The sequence below is a fragment of the Rhizobium sp. JAB6 genome, from assembly GCF_003024605.1.
GTDB lineage: Bacteria > Pseudomonadota > Alphaproteobacteria > Rhizobiales > Rhizobiaceae > Rhizobium.
In genome coordinates this window covers 715,416-731,860 of record NZ_PYJQ01000009.1, presented here as the reverse complement: position 1 = coordinate 731,860, position 16,445 = coordinate 715,416, and the positions used below count along the sequence as shown (strand labels likewise).

Here is a 16,445-nt window from a genome sequence, read left to right as displayed (position 1 = left end):
GTGTGCTTTAGCGGCTAAAGCTGGCCACCATGGTGATCAATCCTGACATTTACCTGAACGGCGATTTGCTGCGCGGAGCTATTTCGGCGCAAACTCCCGTCATCCTTCCTTTTTGCCGGTGTCATATCGAAAGTTCAGGTTGTCGTCAGAAATACGTCTCATAGGTTCCCGATTGCAATCGGGGATGCAATCGTGCGGCTTCTATTGGTCGAGGACAACACACTCATAGGTAATGCCGTGCAGGATCATCTGACTGCGGACGGCTGGGCGGTCGACTGGTTCATGGATCTGGAATCCGCCAAGCTCGCCGTTACGGCCGAAGCTCATGACGTGATGCTTCTCGATCTTCGATTGCCCGATGGCAGCGGGCTCGATCTGCTAAAGCTCATGGAAGCGCGCGGAGATACCACCCCAATCATCGTCATGTCGGCCTATGATCAGCTGTCGGATCAGATGACGGCCATGGATATCGGTGCCGTCGATTATCTTGTGAAGCCTTTTGCGCTGAGCGAAATGGCGGTCCGTGTCCGCAAGGCAGCAAAACGCGGCCGCCTGATCCGCATGCGCAATGCCGGGTGAACAGGGCCAGCTTCAGGATCAGGGCCGCATTCCCGATCGCAGGAAGTCGATCGTCGCCATGGCCGCGGCAAAGACCACCAGAGACAATAGCCAGCCGAGCACTGCGTCCGAGAGGTAATGGGCTCCGGTCATCACGCGCATGACCGGCATCGTGATCGAGATGACGGCGAGCGGAATACCTACCGGGAAGCGCAGGCGCGGTGGCAGCAGCAACACAAGACAAAGTAGCCAGCCGCCAGACGATGCCTCGCCCGACACGAAGGAGCAGTTTGCAAGACATCGGCCGGCAAACGAACCTGCCTGAACGAAATCCAGCGAGCCGCCGAAGAGATCAGTGCTGCGTGGTCGCGGCCTGCCGCCATAGGCTTTTAGGAGCGCGTTCACGATAAGGCCGCAGCCGACGCCAAGCGATATCAGTGCGGCGATGTACCGGTCCGTTTTCAATGTCCGCCATCCTTCACCGTATTTGTACCAGGATGCAATCAGGGCGGCGAATAGGACAAGAATGGCAGTGTATGGCAGGGCGAGCGTCACCTCTCGCACGATCTTGAGGAGAGGGTTCTTGGCGAGCGTAAAGCTACCGCAGACGTTACCGATAGGGGTGGCCGATGTGCACGGCTCCGCCGTGAAGACGTTTTTTGCAACAGCGAGATCGATGCCTGGAAATCGATAGAAGACAAACAGCAGCGCCCACCAAAGCGCGAACAATGCGAGAAACACAAAGAAGTATCTGCTTACCGGCGCGTTCCGTTTCGTATAGGCAATGGAGTTGTCGTACATCTAAAAGGCCGGCCGCTGTCTAAACACGTTCCAAATGAATGCCCGTCCGCGTTGAGGGCGTCAGGAAGTCACAATCGAGCGACTATTATGATAGAAGCCTTAAGGCAGGCTGAAGGTCAATGATCGGGAAAGTCTTTCGAGGGCATCCCGATCGCGTCGCGCGCGGCGATCTATTCGCCCGTCTTGAAATAGGCTTCCAGCCGGTAGCCGTCGGGATCGATAACGAAGGCGGCATAGTAGAACTGGCTGTAGTCCGGCCGGATGCCGGGTTTGCCGTTGTCTTCGCCGCCATTGGCGATGCCGGCGGCATGGAAGGCGTCGACGGCAGCCCGGCTTGGCGCCACGAAACAGAAATGCAGGCCGGAACCGCGATCGGCGGGAACGGGACGCTCCACCTCGCTCACCCAGAATTGCGCACGCTCCGCACCATATCCGACCGTGCCGTCGAAGTTGGTGACGCGCTCGTAGCCAAGAGGAGAAAGCGCCGCATCATAAAATTTCTGCGCCCGCGCCAGCTCTTTGACGCCGATCGAAACATGGTCGAACATGAAAACAAGCTCCTGCCGTGTTGTCTGCGAAGCTTGCGGAAGGCCTGCTCGTGGGGAAGCGCGCTTTCGAAAGTCCGCGGGGTCGAGTTGGCCCCACCATCTTGCAACGATCATGGGAAGTCAACAAAACGAAGAAAGGGATCGTCGGGTCGCTTGATCCAAGCGCTTCATCTATGAGGCGGTGGGATGCTGCCGTTCCGCTGAGATAACCGGATCGGGCCTCGGATTTACTGCTGTTTGGCTGTGATCTAAATTTTTCGCAACGACTGTCGATTTCCAGAGAGTTGCTTCGTCGTCAATATGAGCGGGTTAGTAGAGCGGCAATGGTGCCGGTACCTGGCTTCCGGAGGACACTTTCCATGCGTTTCATGTCTATCGTCACCGCCAAGGATTTCATGCATCCGACGCCGGAGCTTGCCGAGGCCATGCACAAGCTTGCCGATCGGGAAATCAAAGCCGGCCGCATGATCGATACGGCGGGGCTGATGCCGCTTGCGACGGGCGCCCGCGTCACCATCAAGGATGGCAAATTGAGCGTGGTCGACGGTCCTTTCGTCGAGGCCAAGGAGGTCGTCGGCGGCTATGCGATCTTCGAGCTGCAAAGCAAGGAGGAGGCCGTGGCGCTGGCGGTCGAGTTCATGCAGCTGCACAAGGATTTCATGCCAGGCTGGGAAGGCACATGCGAGGTGCGCGCCTACTTCGAGCCAAATGCCGACGGTGTGTGCGACCCGCTCGCCGAAGCAAGGGCATGATGCTTTCAATCTGTCATCAGGGCAGGCGGCCTTGACAGCCGCCGGCGCCCATCAGGCGATCCTGGCCGTCTGGCGGATCGAGCAGCCGAGGCTTATCACCAGCTTGTCGCGACTGCTGCGCGACGTACCGCTGGCTGAAGATCTGACACAGGAAGCACTTGTTGCCGCCTTGGAACGATGGCCGGAGACCGGCATCCCCGAGCGGCCTGGCGCATGGCTTATGACCACGGCCAGGCGCCGGGCGCTCGATCATTTGCGGCGGCGTCGGATGTTGGACCAGAAACACGAGATGATCGTTCGCGAAATGGAGGAGGACGAGCAGATCATGCCCGATCTAGACACTCCCCTCGACGACGATATCGGCGATGAGATGCTGCGCCTGATCTTTACGGCATGTCATCCGTTGATCTCACGCGAGGCGCGGGTGGCGCTTGCCTTGCGGATGATCTGCGGTCTGACGACCGAGGAAATCGCCAGAGCGTTTCTGGTGACGGAGGCAACGATCGCCCAGCGTATCGTCCGCGCCAAGAAGACCTTGTCGGAATCCGGGCTTTCCTATGAGACGCCGCACGGCGAGCAGCTGTCACAGCGTCTCGCCTCGGTGCTGGAGGTGGTCTATCTGATCTTCAACGAGGGATATACGGCGGCGCGCGGCGAGAATTGGATGCGGCTGCAATTGTGCGGCGAAGCGCTGCGGCTTGGGCGAATCTTGACGTCCGTGGCGCCGCAGGAACCGGAGGCACATGCATTGCTGGCCCTGATGGAGCTGAATGCATCCCGTTCAGCGGCCAGGACGGATGCCGACGGCAATCCGATTCTGCTGCTGGATCAAAATCGCGGCCTCTGGGATCGGCTGCAGATCCAACGCGGCCTGAAAGCGCTGATGCGGGTGCATGAACTCGGCGGTGCCGGCGGAGCTTATGCCTTGCAAGCCGCGATCGTCGCCTGTCACGCAAGGGCAAGAACGGCCGATGAAACCGACTGGAGGCGGATCGCCGATCTCTATGCGGAGCTCGCCGGCCTCGTTCCGTCCCCGATCGTCGAACTCAATCGCGCGGTTGCGGTCGGGATGGCGGCAGGTCCCGGGGCGGCGCTTGATATCATTGAAAGCCTCCGCGACGAGCCTGCATTGAAGGATTATCATCTTCTGCCGAGCGTTCGCGGCGATCTTCTTTACAGGCTCGGCCGATACGATGAAGCGCGGCATGCCTTCGAGACGGCAGCCGCGCTTGCTGAAAATCAGAGGGAGCGTGATCTCCTGCTGCGCCGCGCCGGCGAAGCTGCCCGCGCGGAGAGGGGGTGACCCGCCGGTCGGGCGGGCCATCTTGCTTTGAACTATTCCGCAGCCTGATAATTTGCGGCCCTGACGGCGGACGAACGCGGGCCGACGGCTGCGAGCAGCGTGATGGCGGCCGCGAGGATCGTCACGAAACCGATGCCGGCGACGTAGGGGTTCCAGCCGAAGTTCGGAGCTGCACTGAAGACGGCCGAGGTTGCTGCCAGAATGATGCCGCCGCCGATCTGGAAGGAGGCAAACAGCATGCCTGAAGCCAGACCGGATTCATCGTCGCCGACATCGGAGAGGGCCGCGACCTGGATCGACGGATAGGTCATGGCATAGCCGACGCCGAGCAGGAGCTGCGAGATGGCGACGAGCACCATCGTATCGATATGTCCGGCCGACAGCACCCAGAAGAGATAGCTGATGGCCTGCAATCCCACGCCGAAGGTCATGAGCAGGGTCGTGCCGCGGCTCTGGCCGATCGTTGCAAAGCGCGGTGCCAGGAACATCACGCAGGTGCCGCCGATGGCGAAGGCGAAGCCTGTGGCAAAGGCCGACCAGCCGATGACGGTCTGATAATAGAGCGTCGCGATGAACTGGAAACCGACATAGGCTCCCTGGTACAGCGCGGCGATGGCATTGGCATGGCTAAGCTTGGTGCGGCGGAACATGGCGAGCGGCACCATCGGATCGTGATGGCGCGACTCGACGACCAGGAACAACAGGATCAGGATCAGCGCGGCAAGGAGCGAGCCCCAGGTTGCGAAGGCCTGCCAGCCATCGGCGGCGGCATTGGTGACGCCGAAGACGAAGAGGAGCAGGCCGGGAGTGATCGTCAGGGCGCCGGCCCAATCGAAGCGGGCGCGTGGGCCGCTTCGCTTGTGATCGGCAGGCAGGACCAGCGGAGCGACGATCAACGCCAGAATGGCGATGGGAGCGCCCATGACAAGCGTCGCGCGCCAGCTGATGAGGGTTGCCGCTCCACCCAGCACCATGCCGAGCACGAAGCCGGCAGCGCCGGTGGAGGAGAAGACGCCGAGCGCCTTGGCGCGCGCATTGCCTTCTCCAAAGACGGAGAGAAGGAGGGCGAGTGCCGCCGGCGCCGTGAAGGCCGCGGCAATGCCCTTGATCAGGCGGGCGGCGATCAGCGTCGGTGCGCTATCGACGAAACCGCCGGCGATGCTGGCGGCGGCGAAGACGCCGAGCGACCAGAGGAAGACGCGACGGTGGCCGAAGAGATCGGCAACGCGGCCGCCGAGCAGCAGGAAGCCGCCGTAGCCGAGCACATAGGCGCTGACGGCCCATTGCAGCGAGGTCGCCTGCATGCCGAGCTCTTTCTGAATTGCGGGCAGGGCCACACCAATGGTGGAGACGTCCATGGCGTCGAGGAAATTGGCGGCGCATAGCAGCAGCAACGCCAATCCCGCCCCGCTTCGGGTTTGGGAAGAAGTCATCGGGATCGTTCCTTTCTAGACTGCCATCTTTTGGGAGGTTGAAAACGGCAGGGAACGAGAAAATGTACATCTTCAAACCCTATTGCAAATTGATAGTAACCATGTCAGGTATTACTGACGATGATGAATGATGCGATACTTCGAAAGATCGATCTCAATCTGCTGCTCGCCTTTTCCGTGCTGATGCAGGAGCGGAATGTCAGCCGCGCGGCCGAGCGCCTGCTGCTCGGCCAGCCGGGTCTTTCCGCGGCGCTCCGCCGGCTGCGCGAGACGCTGGATGATGAATTGTTCGTGCGGGTCGGACGCGGCCTGCAGCCGACGCCGCGGGCGTTGGCGATTGCGCCGGCGATCGAGGATGCACTCTCCGGCATTGAACGCGCCATCCGCCCGCCGGCAGCCTTCGATCCGGAAAACTGGCATGGCGAGTTCCGTATCGGGCTCTGTGACAATCTCGAATCGTCTTTCTTCGGGCCGCTGGTGGCGCGGCTGCGCCAGCTCGCGCCGAATGCCCGGCTGACCAGCATTGCCTTCGACCGGCGTGATGCCGTGCGGCTGCTGGACGAGGGCGCCATTGACTTCAGCATCTCCGTGCATGACGAACCGGTCTCCTGGCATGTTCGCGCGCCGCTTTTCGAACAGGCTTCGCTCTGCATCTACGATGGCCGGCATCTCAAATGCGCGGCGCCGCTGAGCCTGAAGCATTTCGCCAGCGCGCCGCATGTCACCGTTTCGGTGGAAGGCGCCATATCCACCGGCGTCGACGTCGCGCTTGCGCGCCTCGGCCATCGCCGTCAGGTCGTGGCGACGGTTCCCCGCTTTTCCGCACTGCCGCCGACGCTCCGGGCCATCCCAGCCATTGCGACGGTTCCCGAAGCCATTGCCCGCTGTATGGCGCAGCTGCACGACCTGACGATTTCGGAGCCGCCGTTCGAGCTGCCCGCCGATCCGGTGACGATGCTCTATCGCCGCGTCGATCAGGCCGATAGCCGTTCGGTATGGTTCCGCCGCCTTTTCGTTGAGGTCGTCAAGGAAGCGCTCGAGGCCAGCGGGTGCCGCATGGGTGTTTCCACGGATGCCTGCTGCTACGATCCGCCTGAACTCGCAGAAGCTGTTTGACCCTTCGAGCGGAGGCGCCATGATCCGGCATACCTCACGCCTTTCCCTGCGGAAGCCGGAAGAGCGGGACATCGACTTCCTCACGGCCCTGTTCTTACGGCCGGAACTGGTCGCTCACAGGCCCGATCCGAAACCGGATTCTCCCGAAGAGAGTGCTCGGCGTCTGGCCCGTGACCGGGCACACTGGCGCCTGCATGGGTTCGGGCGTTGGGCTATCGAAGCGGAGGGACAACTGATCGGTTTCGGAGGTGTTACCGTGTCAACGGAATTCGAGGGGCTTAATCTCTCCTATCATCTGCATCCCGATCACTGGGGAAGCGGCTATGCGACGGAGCTGGTGACCGAGGCGCTGGCTTTTGCCGGCAACGATCTGCAGGCGAGGCGCGTGATCGGGCTTGTGCGCCCCGTCAATATCGCTTCGCGGCGCGTGCTGGAAAAATGCGGCTTCCGTTTCGAGCGTGAAGTCATGCTGCACGGAGCACCCACTCATCTGCTTTCCTATGAGATGAGAGCGGCTGACGTCGACGAACGCGCTTAGCCGTCCGGATAGGGCAAGCCGTCCTTGTGCACGAAGCGGCCATCGGTGCTGGAGCTCATCATATCGACATCCGAACAGGTGATGATGTCCGTCGGCGAACGTGTGCCCGCCTCCAGATAAATTGCCATGGCGCTCGACTTGTTGATCATGTGATGGCCGTTGCCCGAGCCTTTCGGGAAGGCGGCACAATCACCCGCGCGCAGCACGGTCTCGCCATCATCCTCGATCAGCGTCAGTTCGCCTTCAAGCACATAGATGAATTCGTCCTCCTCCGAATGCCAGTGGCGCTGGCTCGACCAATTGCCCGGCGGCAGCCGCATGAGGTTGATGCCGAAATCCGTGAGGCCGCCTGCATCGCCCAGCCGCTGACGTATGCGCTCGGCGCAGGGTTCATTAAACGGAGCGGGATAACGCGTGCCCTTGATCTCGGGTATAGCTGCAATATCGATCTTCGGCATGACGATCCTGCCTGCGATTTGCGATGGATGAATGGGTTGCTTGTCGTTTGAAGTCTAGCAAGACTTATCGCTTTCAGTCCAGCGGTGTATTGCGCGACAGCATGGCAATTGAGCCGTCAGTTGCCTCGCTTTGTCATCTATTTGTTACGTCGCTGTCATCGTTCATACACATGTGCGACGTTTGCGCAACACGGCATATGTAGGTGCTGTCACATATGTTTTGGGACCTCTCCAAGCCCTTGTAAAAGCAAAATACTAAATGCAGCTTATTAATCGAAGTGAAGCTTGTGCTTCGTATTAGGTACTGGAACTTGATGTCGAGCGACCCCCAGGTTCGTCCATCGCGCAAGTTCATTCGACGGATGGAGTTACCATGAACATCAAGAGCTTGCTTATCGGTTCTGCCGCTGCCCTCTGCATCGTATCCGGCGCGCATGCGGCCGATGCCATCGTTGCCGCAGAGCCGGAGCCGCTGGAATATGTCCGCATCTGCGACGCTTTCGGCGCCGGCTACTTCTTCATACCCGGCACGGAGACCTGCCTGAGGGTCGGCGGCAAGGTCCGCACCGAAGGCCAGTGGAAAGATCCTTACAATCGCGCCAGCAGCTTCGGTACCAAGTGGCATACCCGCGCCGAGCTCAACCTCAATACCGCAACCGACACCGAATATGGTCCGCTGAAGACCGAAACCATCGTGCGCTGGGACTGGAACGATGGTGGCTCTACCGGCACGAACCTGCTTTGGGCCTACATTACCCTCGGCGGCTTCACCGTCGGTAAGACCGATTCTCAATACAACCAGTTTATCGGCTACGCCGGCGATGTGATCCAGGACGACGTCATCTATGACGGCCCATATGAATTGAACCAGCTCACCTACAACTACGACAGCGGCACGGGCTTCACGGGCGTCATCTCGCTCGAAGACAGCAATTCGGGAACGACGACCAGCGCCTATGGCGGCAGCTGGCAGCTCTCCAAGAGCGACCATTACGCTCCGAACGTGGTTGCCGGTCTCGGCTACAAGGCCGGTGCCTGGCAGTTCCGTGTCGTCGGCGGTTATGACTCCATCGTCGAAGAAGGTGCCATCAAGGCGCGTATCGATGCCGATTTCGGCGTCTTCTCCGCCTTCCTGATGGGCGGCTGGAATACCGACGGCGACAAGCTCAACCAATATGCCGGCTCGAACCAGAACGTCTCGGCCTGCACGACCTCCGACGGCGTCGTTCACGGCGCGGATTGCGGCTGGGGTGACTGGGCAGTCTGGGGCGGCGTCGGCGTCCCGATCAATGACAAGCTGAAGTGGAACGTTCAGCTCGCCTATACCGACTCCAAGATCTTCGAAGCGACCACGAACGTCAAATTCAACCCGGTCAAGAACCTGCTCATCGAGCCGGAGTTCACCTACGTTCATTACGATCTGCCGAGCGACGATAGCTTCTCGGGCATCCTGCGCTTCGAACGGACCTTCTGAGGCTTTTCGTCCAGGCTGATCTTCACAGAAATAAGGCCCGGTCTTCTTATCGGGCCCCATCTATCTTGACGGAGGATTTCTAAATCTCCGTCCGCATCGCATCCTGCCGGCAGGCACCATGCGGTGCATAGTGATCCCCAGCGCAATCGTACCCAAACGGGCGCCCGGGTCACCCTTGGCAGTGGTCAAACAGCCGATAAAGGGAAGTCGGTTCACTGTCATAAATCCAATGCTCATCAACGACTATCTCATTTTCGATAGCGCCCTTCGCGCGACCAAAGGAAGCCCCATGAAGACGATCATCATCCTTGCAGCAATCGGAATGTTCTCCACGAACGCGGTGGCCATGTCGGCCTACAATTCCAAATCGATGACCTGCGCAGCCGTGCATGAAAAGATGGCCCAGGAAGGGTCTATCGTGCTGAGATACCCCTCACACCATCCGGGCTTGATGATGTACAGCCGGACGGTATCGAATTCGATGGCGTGCCTCGGGCAAGGTGCCATGGCCAGCGCCAGCGTGCCCACCAGCGACGACCCCAGTTGCAAGATCAAGACCTGCAGCTTTGCGACCGGCAAGGGGCCGAACAAGAACCATTGAGGTGGTGGGACGGAGGCTAACTAGCGCCTAAAAGAACGTCGCTGCGGCGGGAGATCTATCCTGTCGTCGGGTGATCGCTAAGATGATCGGTACTTCGCTCTTCTTTGCTCTGCGCTCGTCAAATCCCTCAAGAATCAAATCGAATTTCTGCAGGCCAAAGTCCAACGTTACGCCGCCGGCGTTGATCGGCTGGCGGCATAACTTGAGCCGTTCCTCATAGCCCGGGAGACGCTGGCCGAGGTCTATACCTCGCAGATGGTGCCTGCCGGCGAACGCCAGATGAAAGAGCCGGAATCGGACTAATTGAGAGGCAATATGGTCGCCCGAAAAACGAGCGGTCGTTGCGGTACGCGCCGTAACCGCGACGGCATAAATGCTTGGAGGCAAACCCTTCCTATAGTGCAAAGAGATAGCTTTGGCCAGGGGCTCACCTCATGCAACCCGCGCCATCTCTTCTTTTGTTAATTTACACGCGCCTCTCGGTTTTCCAGCAAATATTGTTCGATGCTCTTATGAGTGGCATGGTACTTGGTCGGGAAACAGGGCTGATCCGATGATAAACAACTTGCCGACAGAGATGTTGAATACATTCTACGATTTGTTGCGGGTCGAGTACGCAAGTTTGGACAAACAATTGCACGGTGAGATCAGGGCGATTGAGCACCAGGCCGCCGCGCGTGGAACTCTTGTCTCCGGGGGCACGATCCAGCTCGCTTGCGAAGCTGGCGCCGTTTCGCTCACGGCCAGATGCCGTCAGGCATGGGAACAGCTTTCCAGGACGATGACCGCAAATGGCATTGAGATCGATCGAGAGTCTGGGCAACTGTTCCTATCGGAAGTAGGATCGCAGGCGGAGAATTCGTCGATCGCCGTTAAGGCCATCGTTAAGGGCTGCGCCGTTTTCCGCTCCGAGCTCCCGGCCAATGCAATGCAAGCCGGAATGGACATCATCGAGAAGGCGCTTCAACATGAGTTCGCCCGCGCGAAAGCCGAGGTCCAACTCCTCATCGCGGCTTCGGAGAACATGAAACCCACGGCACACCAACCAGGCATCACGATCAACGGCGACGGTAATGTCCTCAACACCGGTAACGGGAACCAGATCAACGTCGCAACTACAATCGACACCAATGCGGCCACCGCGCTTGCGAATGCGCTGAAGGCTTCGCTCGATCACTTGGCCGTGCTGCCCGCTGGGACGCCAGTCGACGCAGACGAGATCAAAGAGCTTGTCGAGGACGCGCTTGCCGAAGTCCAGAAGCCCAAGCCAAACAAGATCAAGATTGCGAGCGTAATCAAAGGATTCGCGGAGGCGATCAAGTTCGTTCCGGAACTAAAGGCTGCCTATAACGTCATTAAGCCCGCCGCTGCCGTTGCCGGCATCTATTTCCCGTGATCGAATGGAACCCGTTTGAAACACCACTATATTCCAAAGTTCTATCTTCGAGAATGGCTCGGAAACGACCATAAGCTTCTGGAATATAGGCGGGAACAGCGTAAGGATGAGCTTCGCCCGCGTCTCGAAATCAAGCGTCGTGGCTTGAATGAGACTGGATACGAGGAAAATCTTTACACGCTCCCAGGCGCATCCAAGGAGACCCGGCAAAACGTCGAGCAAATATTCATGGGCGCGGTCGATAACAAGGCCAGCCTAGCGCGCAATTTGCTGTTGAATGGTGTCATTCCTGATGGCGAACTGCGGTTCGCGTGGGCGCGTTTCCTCCTATCGTTGATGCTGAGGACGCCTGACCAAATCCATCTTTTTAAGGAAATCATGCGCGCGTACTGGGACAACCCTTCTGCGGACTTGCTAGAGCGTTACAGCGGCGCCCGTGAGCAGAACTGGCCTGAAACGTTGGCAGAATGGCTCAAGGGCGAAGATCCGAAATCGTTGGAACGGAGCGCGATCATCGCTGCCACACAGATGATTCAGAATGAATTCGTCTTAAAGATGCTCATGCAGGCAAGATGGTGGGTGCTTGACACAGGTGCGGTTCAACGGCGCCTAATGACCTCAGACCATCCACTTTTCATGACGAATGGTCTTGGTCGTCGTGATGGCCATTTTGGTATTCCAATCAGCCCAACCAAACTGTTTCTCGGCTTTATGACAGACGACATATCGAAGACGGTTCGCGCTCAGGCGGTTGGCAAGATCGTCCGTCAGGCGAACGACCCAGTGATCGGTCAGGGGCGAAGATGGGTATATGCTCTGAATGAAAACGGTTCGCAGCTTGTGAAGCAGCGAATGGGCAAGCGTGACTACTTTCAGCCGCTACCGCAAGTGAAATGACTTTTATGCCTCTGGCTTACGACTGAAGCCGGAGAACGCCCACATAAACCACCAACCTAGGAGCAGAACCGCAAGAGGGAACCCGAATGCGAGCGAGACGATGCGGGCGAGATTGTTCCACGGATGGGGCGGTTTTAAATGATTGATGGGAATATTCATCTGCCAATGGAGCCGGTCAGAGAGGTCGGTGTCGGACAGGGCACTGTCTTCAGGGTAAAACGTCCGGTACTTTGGAATGTCATACCAGCAGATGTCGTAGGGGTTTGGTTTTGCAAGGCGCTTTTCTGTGGTGTAATCGACGTTCGCCGTCCCTCTGGCTTCTCCACACATAACCGGCACCACCACTGGGGCGTTGGCGTTGGCCACGTATTTGGTTAAGGCCGCGCGGTCGAATTCCGCTCTCATGCTCGACCATGTAATCAGAAAAACGAGCCCGGCAAAAATCACCGAAAGAACCAACCAAAGCCTGAAGAGACCACGCTTGATGTTCATGAAAAATCCCCCGCGGGTAGTGCTGATTAAGCACACCGTAGAGAGGTATCGATAGCGCGCTGCACCAGCGTTGGCGATTCAATTTTCTGTCCTGAAGCTAACGCCAGTCCGTCCAGAAGGTGCCGCCGCGCCACAGTTAGCGACCAGATTTGCCGTGCCAAAGCTGAGCCCGATCTGCGCCAAAGGTCGCGCCGCGCCACAGTCTCAGGAATAAACCGTAACCTATGTGTCCAGAATGGACACTTGGAAAATGGCGCACCCGACAGGATTCGAACCTGTGACCTTTGGAATCGGAATCCAACACTCTATCCAGCTGAGCTACGGGTGCATGCCTTGGCGGTTTTGAATCGCCTGTCCGATGGCTGGTTCTTAGCCCAGGAAAGGTTTGGCTTCAATGCGGAAAATTCAGGAAAGCGTGAGATCGGACGTTTTGTTGGGATAAGGCCGCGCCTTTGGGCGCGCGGCCTTGCTGTCATGGGCGGTATCGCCTCATTCCTTCATGGCGCCGGGGCCGGGGGTGGCCTTTGGCGGCACCTTGCCGAGGATGATCATGCCGAGCACTTCGTCCTTGGTGACGTCTTCCGTGCGGGCGTGGCCGACGACCTGGCCGTTTTTCATGACCGACACGCGGTCGGCAAGGTCGAAGACGTCGTGGATGTCGTGGCTGATGAGGAAGATGCCGATGCCCTCCTTCTTCAGCTGCTTGATCAGCTCGCCGACCTGCGCCGTCTCCTGGGGGCCGAGTGCCGCCGTCGGCTCGTCCATGATCAGGATGCGGGCGTTGAAGAGGATAGCGCGGGCGATCGCCACCGACTGGCGCTGGCCGCCGGAAAGCGCCTTCACCGGCTCCTTGAAGCGCTTGAAGTTGGGGTTGAGGCGCCCCATGACCTCACGCGCCTTGGCTTCCATCGCGACGTCATCGAGCGTACCCCAGCGGGTCTGCAGCTCGCGGCCGAGGTAGAGGTTGGCGGCGGCGTCGACATTGTCGGCGACGGCAAGCGTCTGGTAGATCGTCTCGATGCCGTATTTCTTGGCGTCGCGCGGGGTGCGGATATCGGCAGGTTCGCCATTGATCAGGATATCGCCGCTGTCGCGCTTGTAGGCGCCGGAGAGAATCTTGATCAGCGTCGATTTGCCGGCGCCGTTATGGCCGAGCAGAGCGACGACTTCGCCGGGGTAAAGGTCCACCGAGGCGTTGTCGACCGCGTGGATGCCGCCGAAGGAGATGGAAATGTTCTTCATTTCCACAAGCGGAGTGGTTTGATCCGTCATGGTTCAGAATTCCTTTTACTTGGCGCGCGAGCGGTAGACGATGTCGAGCCAGACGGCGATCACCAAGACGACGCCGACGACGACGTTCTGGATCGGCGTATCGACATTGGCGAGCCCCATGCCCGATTGCAGCGACTGCATGACCAGGGCGCCGAGCATGGCGCCGGCGATCGTGCCGCTGCCACCGGCAAGCGACGTGCCGCCGATGACGGCCGCAGCGATGGTGAAGAGCTCGTAGGTCGTGCCCTGCGAATTGGCGGCGGCATTCAGACGGGCGGTGGAAATGGCGGCGGCCACGGCTGCCAGCAGGCCCATCAGCGCGAAGATGCGCACCGTCACCCAGCGGGTCTTGATGCCGGCGAGTTCCGCTGCTTCCGGATTGCCGCCGATCGCGAAGACGTAGCGGCCGAAGCGCAGGCGGGTGGCGATGAAGGTCATGATGATACCGATGCCGACGGCGATCAGCACAGGCACGGCGATGCCGTAGGGGATATCGAGGCCGGTTTCCGGCCAGGGGATATTGTGCTCGGTCGCGTATTTCTTGGCGATACCGGTTGGCCAGTAATAGATGTTGAAGACGTAGATCGTGACGAGGACGAGGGCGGAGCCGAGAATGGCGAGGAAATATTCCGCCCAGAGCGGCCGGCGCGGAAAGTTGAAGCGCTTGCGCTGATGGCGTCCGCCGATAATGCCGAGAACGATGAATACGCAGGCGAGTACCCCGAGGATCCAGCTCCATGTCGCACCGATCGAACCTTCGGCGCCGCCTCCCATGATACGGAAGGTGGCGTCGAGCGGAGCGACCGTCTGACCGCTGGTGACGTACCAGGCGAGGCCGCGCCAGGCGAGAAGGCCGCCAAGGGTAACGATGAAGGAGGGGACATTCAGGAAAGCGATGATGACACCCTGAAAGGTGCCGAGCAGCGTACCGATGACGAGGCCGCAGATCAGCGTGATGACCCAGGTCCAGGAGCTGTCGAAGCCGAGATAGGTCGGCAGGTACTTTGCCTGGATGACGCCCATGATCATGGCGATGAAGCCGAGCAGGGAACCGACCGAAAGGTCGATGTTGCGGGTGACGATGATGAGCACCATGCCCGTCGCCAGCACGGCGATCTCGCAGGTCTGAACGGAAAGATTCCAGAGGTTTCTGGGGGTCAGGAAGAGGCCGCCGGTATAGACGTCGAAGCCGATCCAGATGATCAGCAGCGCGCCGATCATGCCAAGCAGGCGCGTATCGATTTCGGTCGCGCGCAGGAAGCGTGTAAACGCACCTTCCTCTGCCTTGCGCGGACCGCTCGATGTTGTGGAATGTGTCATGTCGGCCATCGCTTTGCCGTTCTCCCACTTGTTGGGCGCAGGCCCGCGAATGTTCTTTCTTGATCGCTGGGCAGTATCCGCGCTGGTCACAATAGACGTCATCGCTCGCCCATCCGGTCTCTCCCCGGTTCCACGACCGCCATCCGGCAGGCCGGTCGGATATGCAATGACGCAACACATGCGGGAAGGCTTGCGTCTCCATTCTTGGCGGAGCTGCGGGCCTCTTATCCGCACTCGACGCCGCAACGGAAAACCCCTTGCGGCGTCGGCATTATCTTCGGGTCAAGCCTTGCTTACTTGCAGGCAGCGACGCTGCCGGCCTTGACGCCCTGGCAGGCTTCAGCCTTGCTGATCCAGCCTGCGTCGATGACGACGTTCAGGTTATCCTTGGTGATCGGGATCGGGGTCAGGAAGACCGACTTCATGGCGACGTGCTTCGGGCCACCGTTGAAGGTCTGTACGCCGGAGATCTGATCCATCGTCTTGCCCTTGGCGAGGTCGATGGCGATTTCGGCGGCGCGCTTGCCGAGTTCGCGCGAGTCCTTCCAGACCGAAACGGTCTGCGTGCCGAGCGCGATGCGGTTGAGTGCTGCCTTGTCGGCGTCCTGGCCGGAAACCGGCACGGAACCGGCAAGACCCTGGGCGTCGAGAGCAGCGACTGCGCCGCCGGCGGTGCCGTCGTTGGAGGCGACGACCGCATCAACCTTGTTGTTGTTGGCGGTCAGGAACTGCTCCATGTTGCGCTGCGCGTTCTGCGGCAGCCAGCCGTCCGTATAGGCTTCACCGACGTTCTTGATCTTGCCGGCGTCGATGGAGGGCTTCAGCACTTCCATCTGGCCGGAGAACAGGAAGTCGGCGTTCGGGTCGGACGACGAGCCCTTGATGAAGACGTAGTTGCCAGCCGGCTTCGCCTTCAGGACTTCGCGAGCCTGCATACGGCCCACTTCCTTGTTGTCGAAGGTGATGTAGAAGGCGGCCGGATTTTCGATCAGTCGGTCGTAGCCGACAACCGGGATGCCTTCATCGGCGGCCTTTTCGACGGCCGGGCCGATGGCGTCGGAATCCTGTGCCAGAATGATGAGGGCGTTGGCACCCTGCGAAATCAGCGATTCGACGTCGGTCAGCTGCTTGGAAGCGGACGACTGGGCGTCGGCGGAAATATACTTGGCGCCGGCGGCTGCCAGAGCCTTCTTGATGGCTGCTTCATCGGTCTTCCAGCGCTCTTCCTGGAAATTCGACCAGGAAACGCCGACGACGAGATCCTTGGCGAAGGCGGCCGTCTGCATGGTCAAAACGATGGCCGCGCCCGCAGCCAGCTTGATGAAAGCTTTCATGTGAATCCTCCCGAGTGAATGCGACCGCACGTATCCTGAACTCCCGTCGGCCGCGGCGAAAACGCTGACAAGAAAAGTTTTGGACTTTTTTCTCGACAGTCGAGAAATTTAGTGTCAGAGATTTTTTCAGCTGTCAACACCCGCGCCACCAG

The 16,445-nt window shown here is 59.6% G+C and carries 17 protein-coding genes and 1 tRNA gene; 9 read left to right on the top strand and 9 right to left on the bottom strand.

Annotated elements, in window-relative coordinates:
* Window positions 1–192 precede the first annotated feature (192 nt).
* The gene (locus C7U61_RS13510; protein ID WP_106998558.1) at window positions 193–579 is read left to right on the top strand and encodes a response regulator; all 387 of its coding nucleotides are present in this window, start codon (window positions 193–195) and stop codon (window positions 577–579) included.
* Window positions 580–597: 18 nt separating this feature from the next.
* Here C7U61_RS13510 and C7U61_RS13505 read toward each other — a convergent pair whose 3' ends face one another.
* Together C7U61_RS13505 and C7U61_RS13500 are read right to left on the bottom strand one after the other, a co-directional pair.
* Window positions 598–1,359 carry a phosphatase PAP2 family protein gene (locus tag C7U61_RS13505; protein ID WP_106998557.1) on the bottom strand — a complete coding sequence of 254 codons (762 nt, stop codon included), beginning with the start codon at window positions 1,357–1,359 and terminating at the stop codon, window positions 598–600.
* Window positions 1,360–1,529: 170 nt separating this feature from the next.
* Window positions 1,530–1,907 carry a VOC family protein gene (locus C7U61_RS13500; protein ID WP_106998556.1) on the bottom strand — a complete coding sequence of 126 codons (378 nt, stop codon included), beginning with the start codon at window positions 1,905–1,907 and terminating at the stop codon, window positions 1,530–1,532.
* A gap of 359 nt (window positions 1,908–2,266) precedes the next feature.
* Here C7U61_RS13500 and C7U61_RS13495 point away from each other — a divergent pair, with 359 nt between their 5' ends.
* Window positions 2,267–2,659, top strand: a complete 393-nt coding sequence (locus C7U61_RS13495; RefSeq protein ID WP_106998555.1) for a YciI family protein — start codon at window positions 2,267–2,269, stop codon at window positions 2,657–2,659.
* A 31-nt stretch (window positions 2,660–2,690) separates the two neighbouring features.
* Entirely contained in the window at window positions 2,691–3,962 is a 1,272-nt protein-coding gene (locus C7U61_RS13490) for an RNA polymerase sigma factor (RefSeq protein ID WP_106999098.1), read from the top strand.
* Between the two features lie 32 nt (window positions 3,963–3,994).
* Here C7U61_RS13490 and C7U61_RS13485 read toward each other — a convergent pair whose 3' ends face one another.
* Window positions 3,995–5,395: an MFS transporter gene (locus C7U61_RS13485; protein ID WP_106998554.1), complete on the bottom strand. Its 1,401-nt coding sequence runs from the start codon at window positions 5,393–5,395 to the stop codon at window positions 3,995–3,997.
* 120 nt (window positions 5,396–5,515) lie between these two features.
* On the opposite strand from C7U61_RS13485, the gene C7U61_RS13480 reads away from it, so the two are divergent.
* Window positions 5,516–6,511, top strand: coding sequence for a LysR family transcriptional regulator (locus C7U61_RS13480; protein WP_106998553.1), 996 nt, complete (start codon window positions 5,516–5,518; stop codon window positions 6,509–6,511).
* 19 nt (window positions 6,512–6,530) lie between these two features.
* On the top strand, window positions 6,531–7,049 hold the full coding sequence (locus C7U61_RS13475) for a GNAT family N-acetyltransferase (protein WP_106998552.1): 519 nt from the start codon (window positions 6,531–6,533) through the stop codon (window positions 7,047–7,049).
* On the opposite strand, the gene C7U61_RS13470 is transcribed toward C7U61_RS13475, so the two are convergent.
* Entirely contained in the window at window positions 7,046–7,507 is a 462-nt protein-coding gene (locus tag C7U61_RS13470; RefSeq protein WP_106998551.1) for a cupin domain-containing protein, read from the bottom strand. The two genes, C7U61_RS13475 and C7U61_RS13470, sit on opposite strands and share 4 nt — an antisense overlap.
* A gap of 373 nt (window positions 7,508–7,880) precedes the next feature.
* On the opposite strand from C7U61_RS13470, the gene C7U61_RS13465 reads away from it, so the two are divergent.
* The 4 genes from C7U61_RS13465 to C7U61_RS13445 all read left to right on the top strand — a co-directional run bounded on the left by C7U61_RS13465 (window position 7,881) and on the right by C7U61_RS13445 (window position 11,875).
* Window positions 7,881–8,981: a porin gene (locus C7U61_RS13465; RefSeq protein ID WP_106998550.1), complete on the top strand. Its 1,101-nt coding sequence runs from the start codon at window positions 7,881–7,883 to the stop codon at window positions 8,979–8,981.
* Between the two features lie 289 nt (window positions 8,982–9,270).
* Complete coding sequence (locus C7U61_RS13460) at window positions 9,271–9,582, top strand: hypothetical protein (protein WP_106999097.1); 312 nt, start codon at window positions 9,271–9,273, stop codon at window positions 9,580–9,582.
* A gap of 577 nt (window positions 9,583–10,159) precedes the next feature.
* Window positions 10,160–10,978 (top strand): hypothetical protein, encoded by an 819-nt coding sequence (locus C7U61_RS13450; RefSeq protein ID WP_146143953.1) that lies wholly within the window; start codon window positions 10,160–10,162, stop codon window positions 10,976–10,978.
* A gap of 15 nt (window positions 10,979–10,993) precedes the next feature.
* Window positions 10,994–11,875 carry a DUF4238 domain-containing protein gene (locus C7U61_RS13445; RefSeq protein ID WP_106998547.1) on the top strand — a complete coding sequence of 294 codons (882 nt, stop codon included), beginning with the start codon at window positions 10,994–10,996 and terminating at the stop codon, window positions 11,873–11,875.
* 3 nt (window positions 11,876–11,878) lie between these two features.
* Here C7U61_RS13445 and C7U61_RS13440 read toward each other — a convergent pair whose 3' ends face one another.
* The 5 genes from C7U61_RS13440 to xylF all read right to left on the bottom strand — a co-directional run bounded on the left by C7U61_RS13440 (window position 11,879) and on the right by xylF (window position 16,293).
* Window positions 11,879–12,367 (bottom strand): hypothetical protein, encoded by a 489-nt coding sequence (locus tag C7U61_RS13440; protein WP_106998546.1) that lies wholly within the window; start codon window positions 12,365–12,367, stop codon window positions 11,879–11,881.
* Between the two features lie 251 nt (window positions 12,368–12,618).
* Window positions 12,619–12,695: transfer RNA gene (locus tag C7U61_RS13435), tRNA-Arg, on the bottom strand.
* Between the two features lie 161 nt (window positions 12,696–12,856).
* Window positions 12,857–13,639, bottom strand: a complete 783-nt coding sequence (locus C7U61_RS13430) for an ATP-binding cassette domain-containing protein (protein WP_106998545.1) — start codon at window positions 13,637–13,639, stop codon at window positions 12,857–12,859.
* A gap of 15 nt (window positions 13,640–13,654) precedes the next feature.
* Window positions 13,655–14,968 (bottom strand): sugar ABC transporter permease, encoded by a 1,314-nt coding sequence (locus C7U61_RS13425; protein ID WP_106998544.1) that lies wholly within the window; start codon window positions 14,966–14,968, stop codon window positions 13,655–13,657.
* Between the two features lie 284 nt (window positions 14,969–15,252).
* Window positions 15,253–16,293, bottom strand: coding sequence for a D-xylose ABC transporter substrate-binding protein (xylF, locus tag C7U61_RS13420; protein ID WP_106998543.1), 1,041 nt, complete (start codon window positions 16,291–16,293; stop codon window positions 15,253–15,255).
* Between the last annotated feature and the right edge of the window lie 152 nt (window positions 16,294–16,445).

Coding starts and splice junctions, on each gene's coding strand:
- C7U61_RS13505 (WP_106998557.1), bottom strand. CDS start 1,359: ATGTACGACAACTCCATTGCCTATACGAAACGGAACGCGCCGGTAAGC.
- C7U61_RS13500 (WP_106998556.1), bottom strand. CDS start 1,907: ATGTTCGACCATGTTTCGATCGGCGTCAAAGAGCTGGCGCGGGCGCAG.
- C7U61_RS13495 (WP_106998555.1), top strand. CDS start 2,267: ATGCGTTTCATGTCTATCGTCACCGCCAAGGATTTCATGCATCCGACG.
- C7U61_RS13485 (WP_106998554.1), bottom strand. CDS start 5,395: ATGACTTCTTCCCAAACCCGAAGCGGGGCGGGATTGGCGTTGCTGCTG.
- C7U61_RS13480 (WP_106998553.1), top strand. CDS start 5,516: ATGATGAATGATGCGATACTTCGAAAGATCGATCTCAATCTGCTGCTC.
- C7U61_RS13475 (WP_106998552.1), top strand. CDS start 6,531: ATGATCCGGCATACCTCACGCCTTTCCCTGCGGAAGCCGGAAGAGCGG.
- C7U61_RS13470 (WP_106998551.1), bottom strand. CDS start 7,507: ATGCCGAAGATCGATATTGCAGCTATACCCGAGATCAAGGGCACGCGT.
- C7U61_RS13465 (WP_106998550.1), top strand. CDS start 7,881: ATGAACATCAAGAGCTTGCTTATCGGTTCTGCCGCTGCCCTCTGCATC.
- C7U61_RS13460 (WP_106999097.1), top strand. CDS start 9,271: ATGAAGACGATCATCATCCTTGCAGCAATCGGAATGTTCTCCACGAAC.
- C7U61_RS13450 (WP_146143953.1), top strand. CDS start 10,160: ATGTTGAATACATTCTACGATTTGTTGCGGGTCGAGTACGCAAGTTTG.
- C7U61_RS13440 (WP_106998546.1), bottom strand. CDS start 12,367: ATGAACATCAAGCGTGGTCTCTTCAGGCTTTGGTTGGTTCTTTCGGTG.
- C7U61_RS13430 (WP_106998545.1), bottom strand. CDS start 13,639: ATGACGGATCAAACCACTCCGCTTGTGGAAATGAAGAACATTTCCATC.
- C7U61_RS13425 (WP_106998544.1), bottom strand. CDS start 14,968: ATGGCCGACATGACACATTCCACAACATCGAGCGGTCCGCGCAAGGCA.
- xylF (WP_106998543.1), bottom strand. CDS start 16,293: ATGAAAGCTTTCATCAAGCTGGCTGCGGGCGCGGCCATCGTTTTGACC.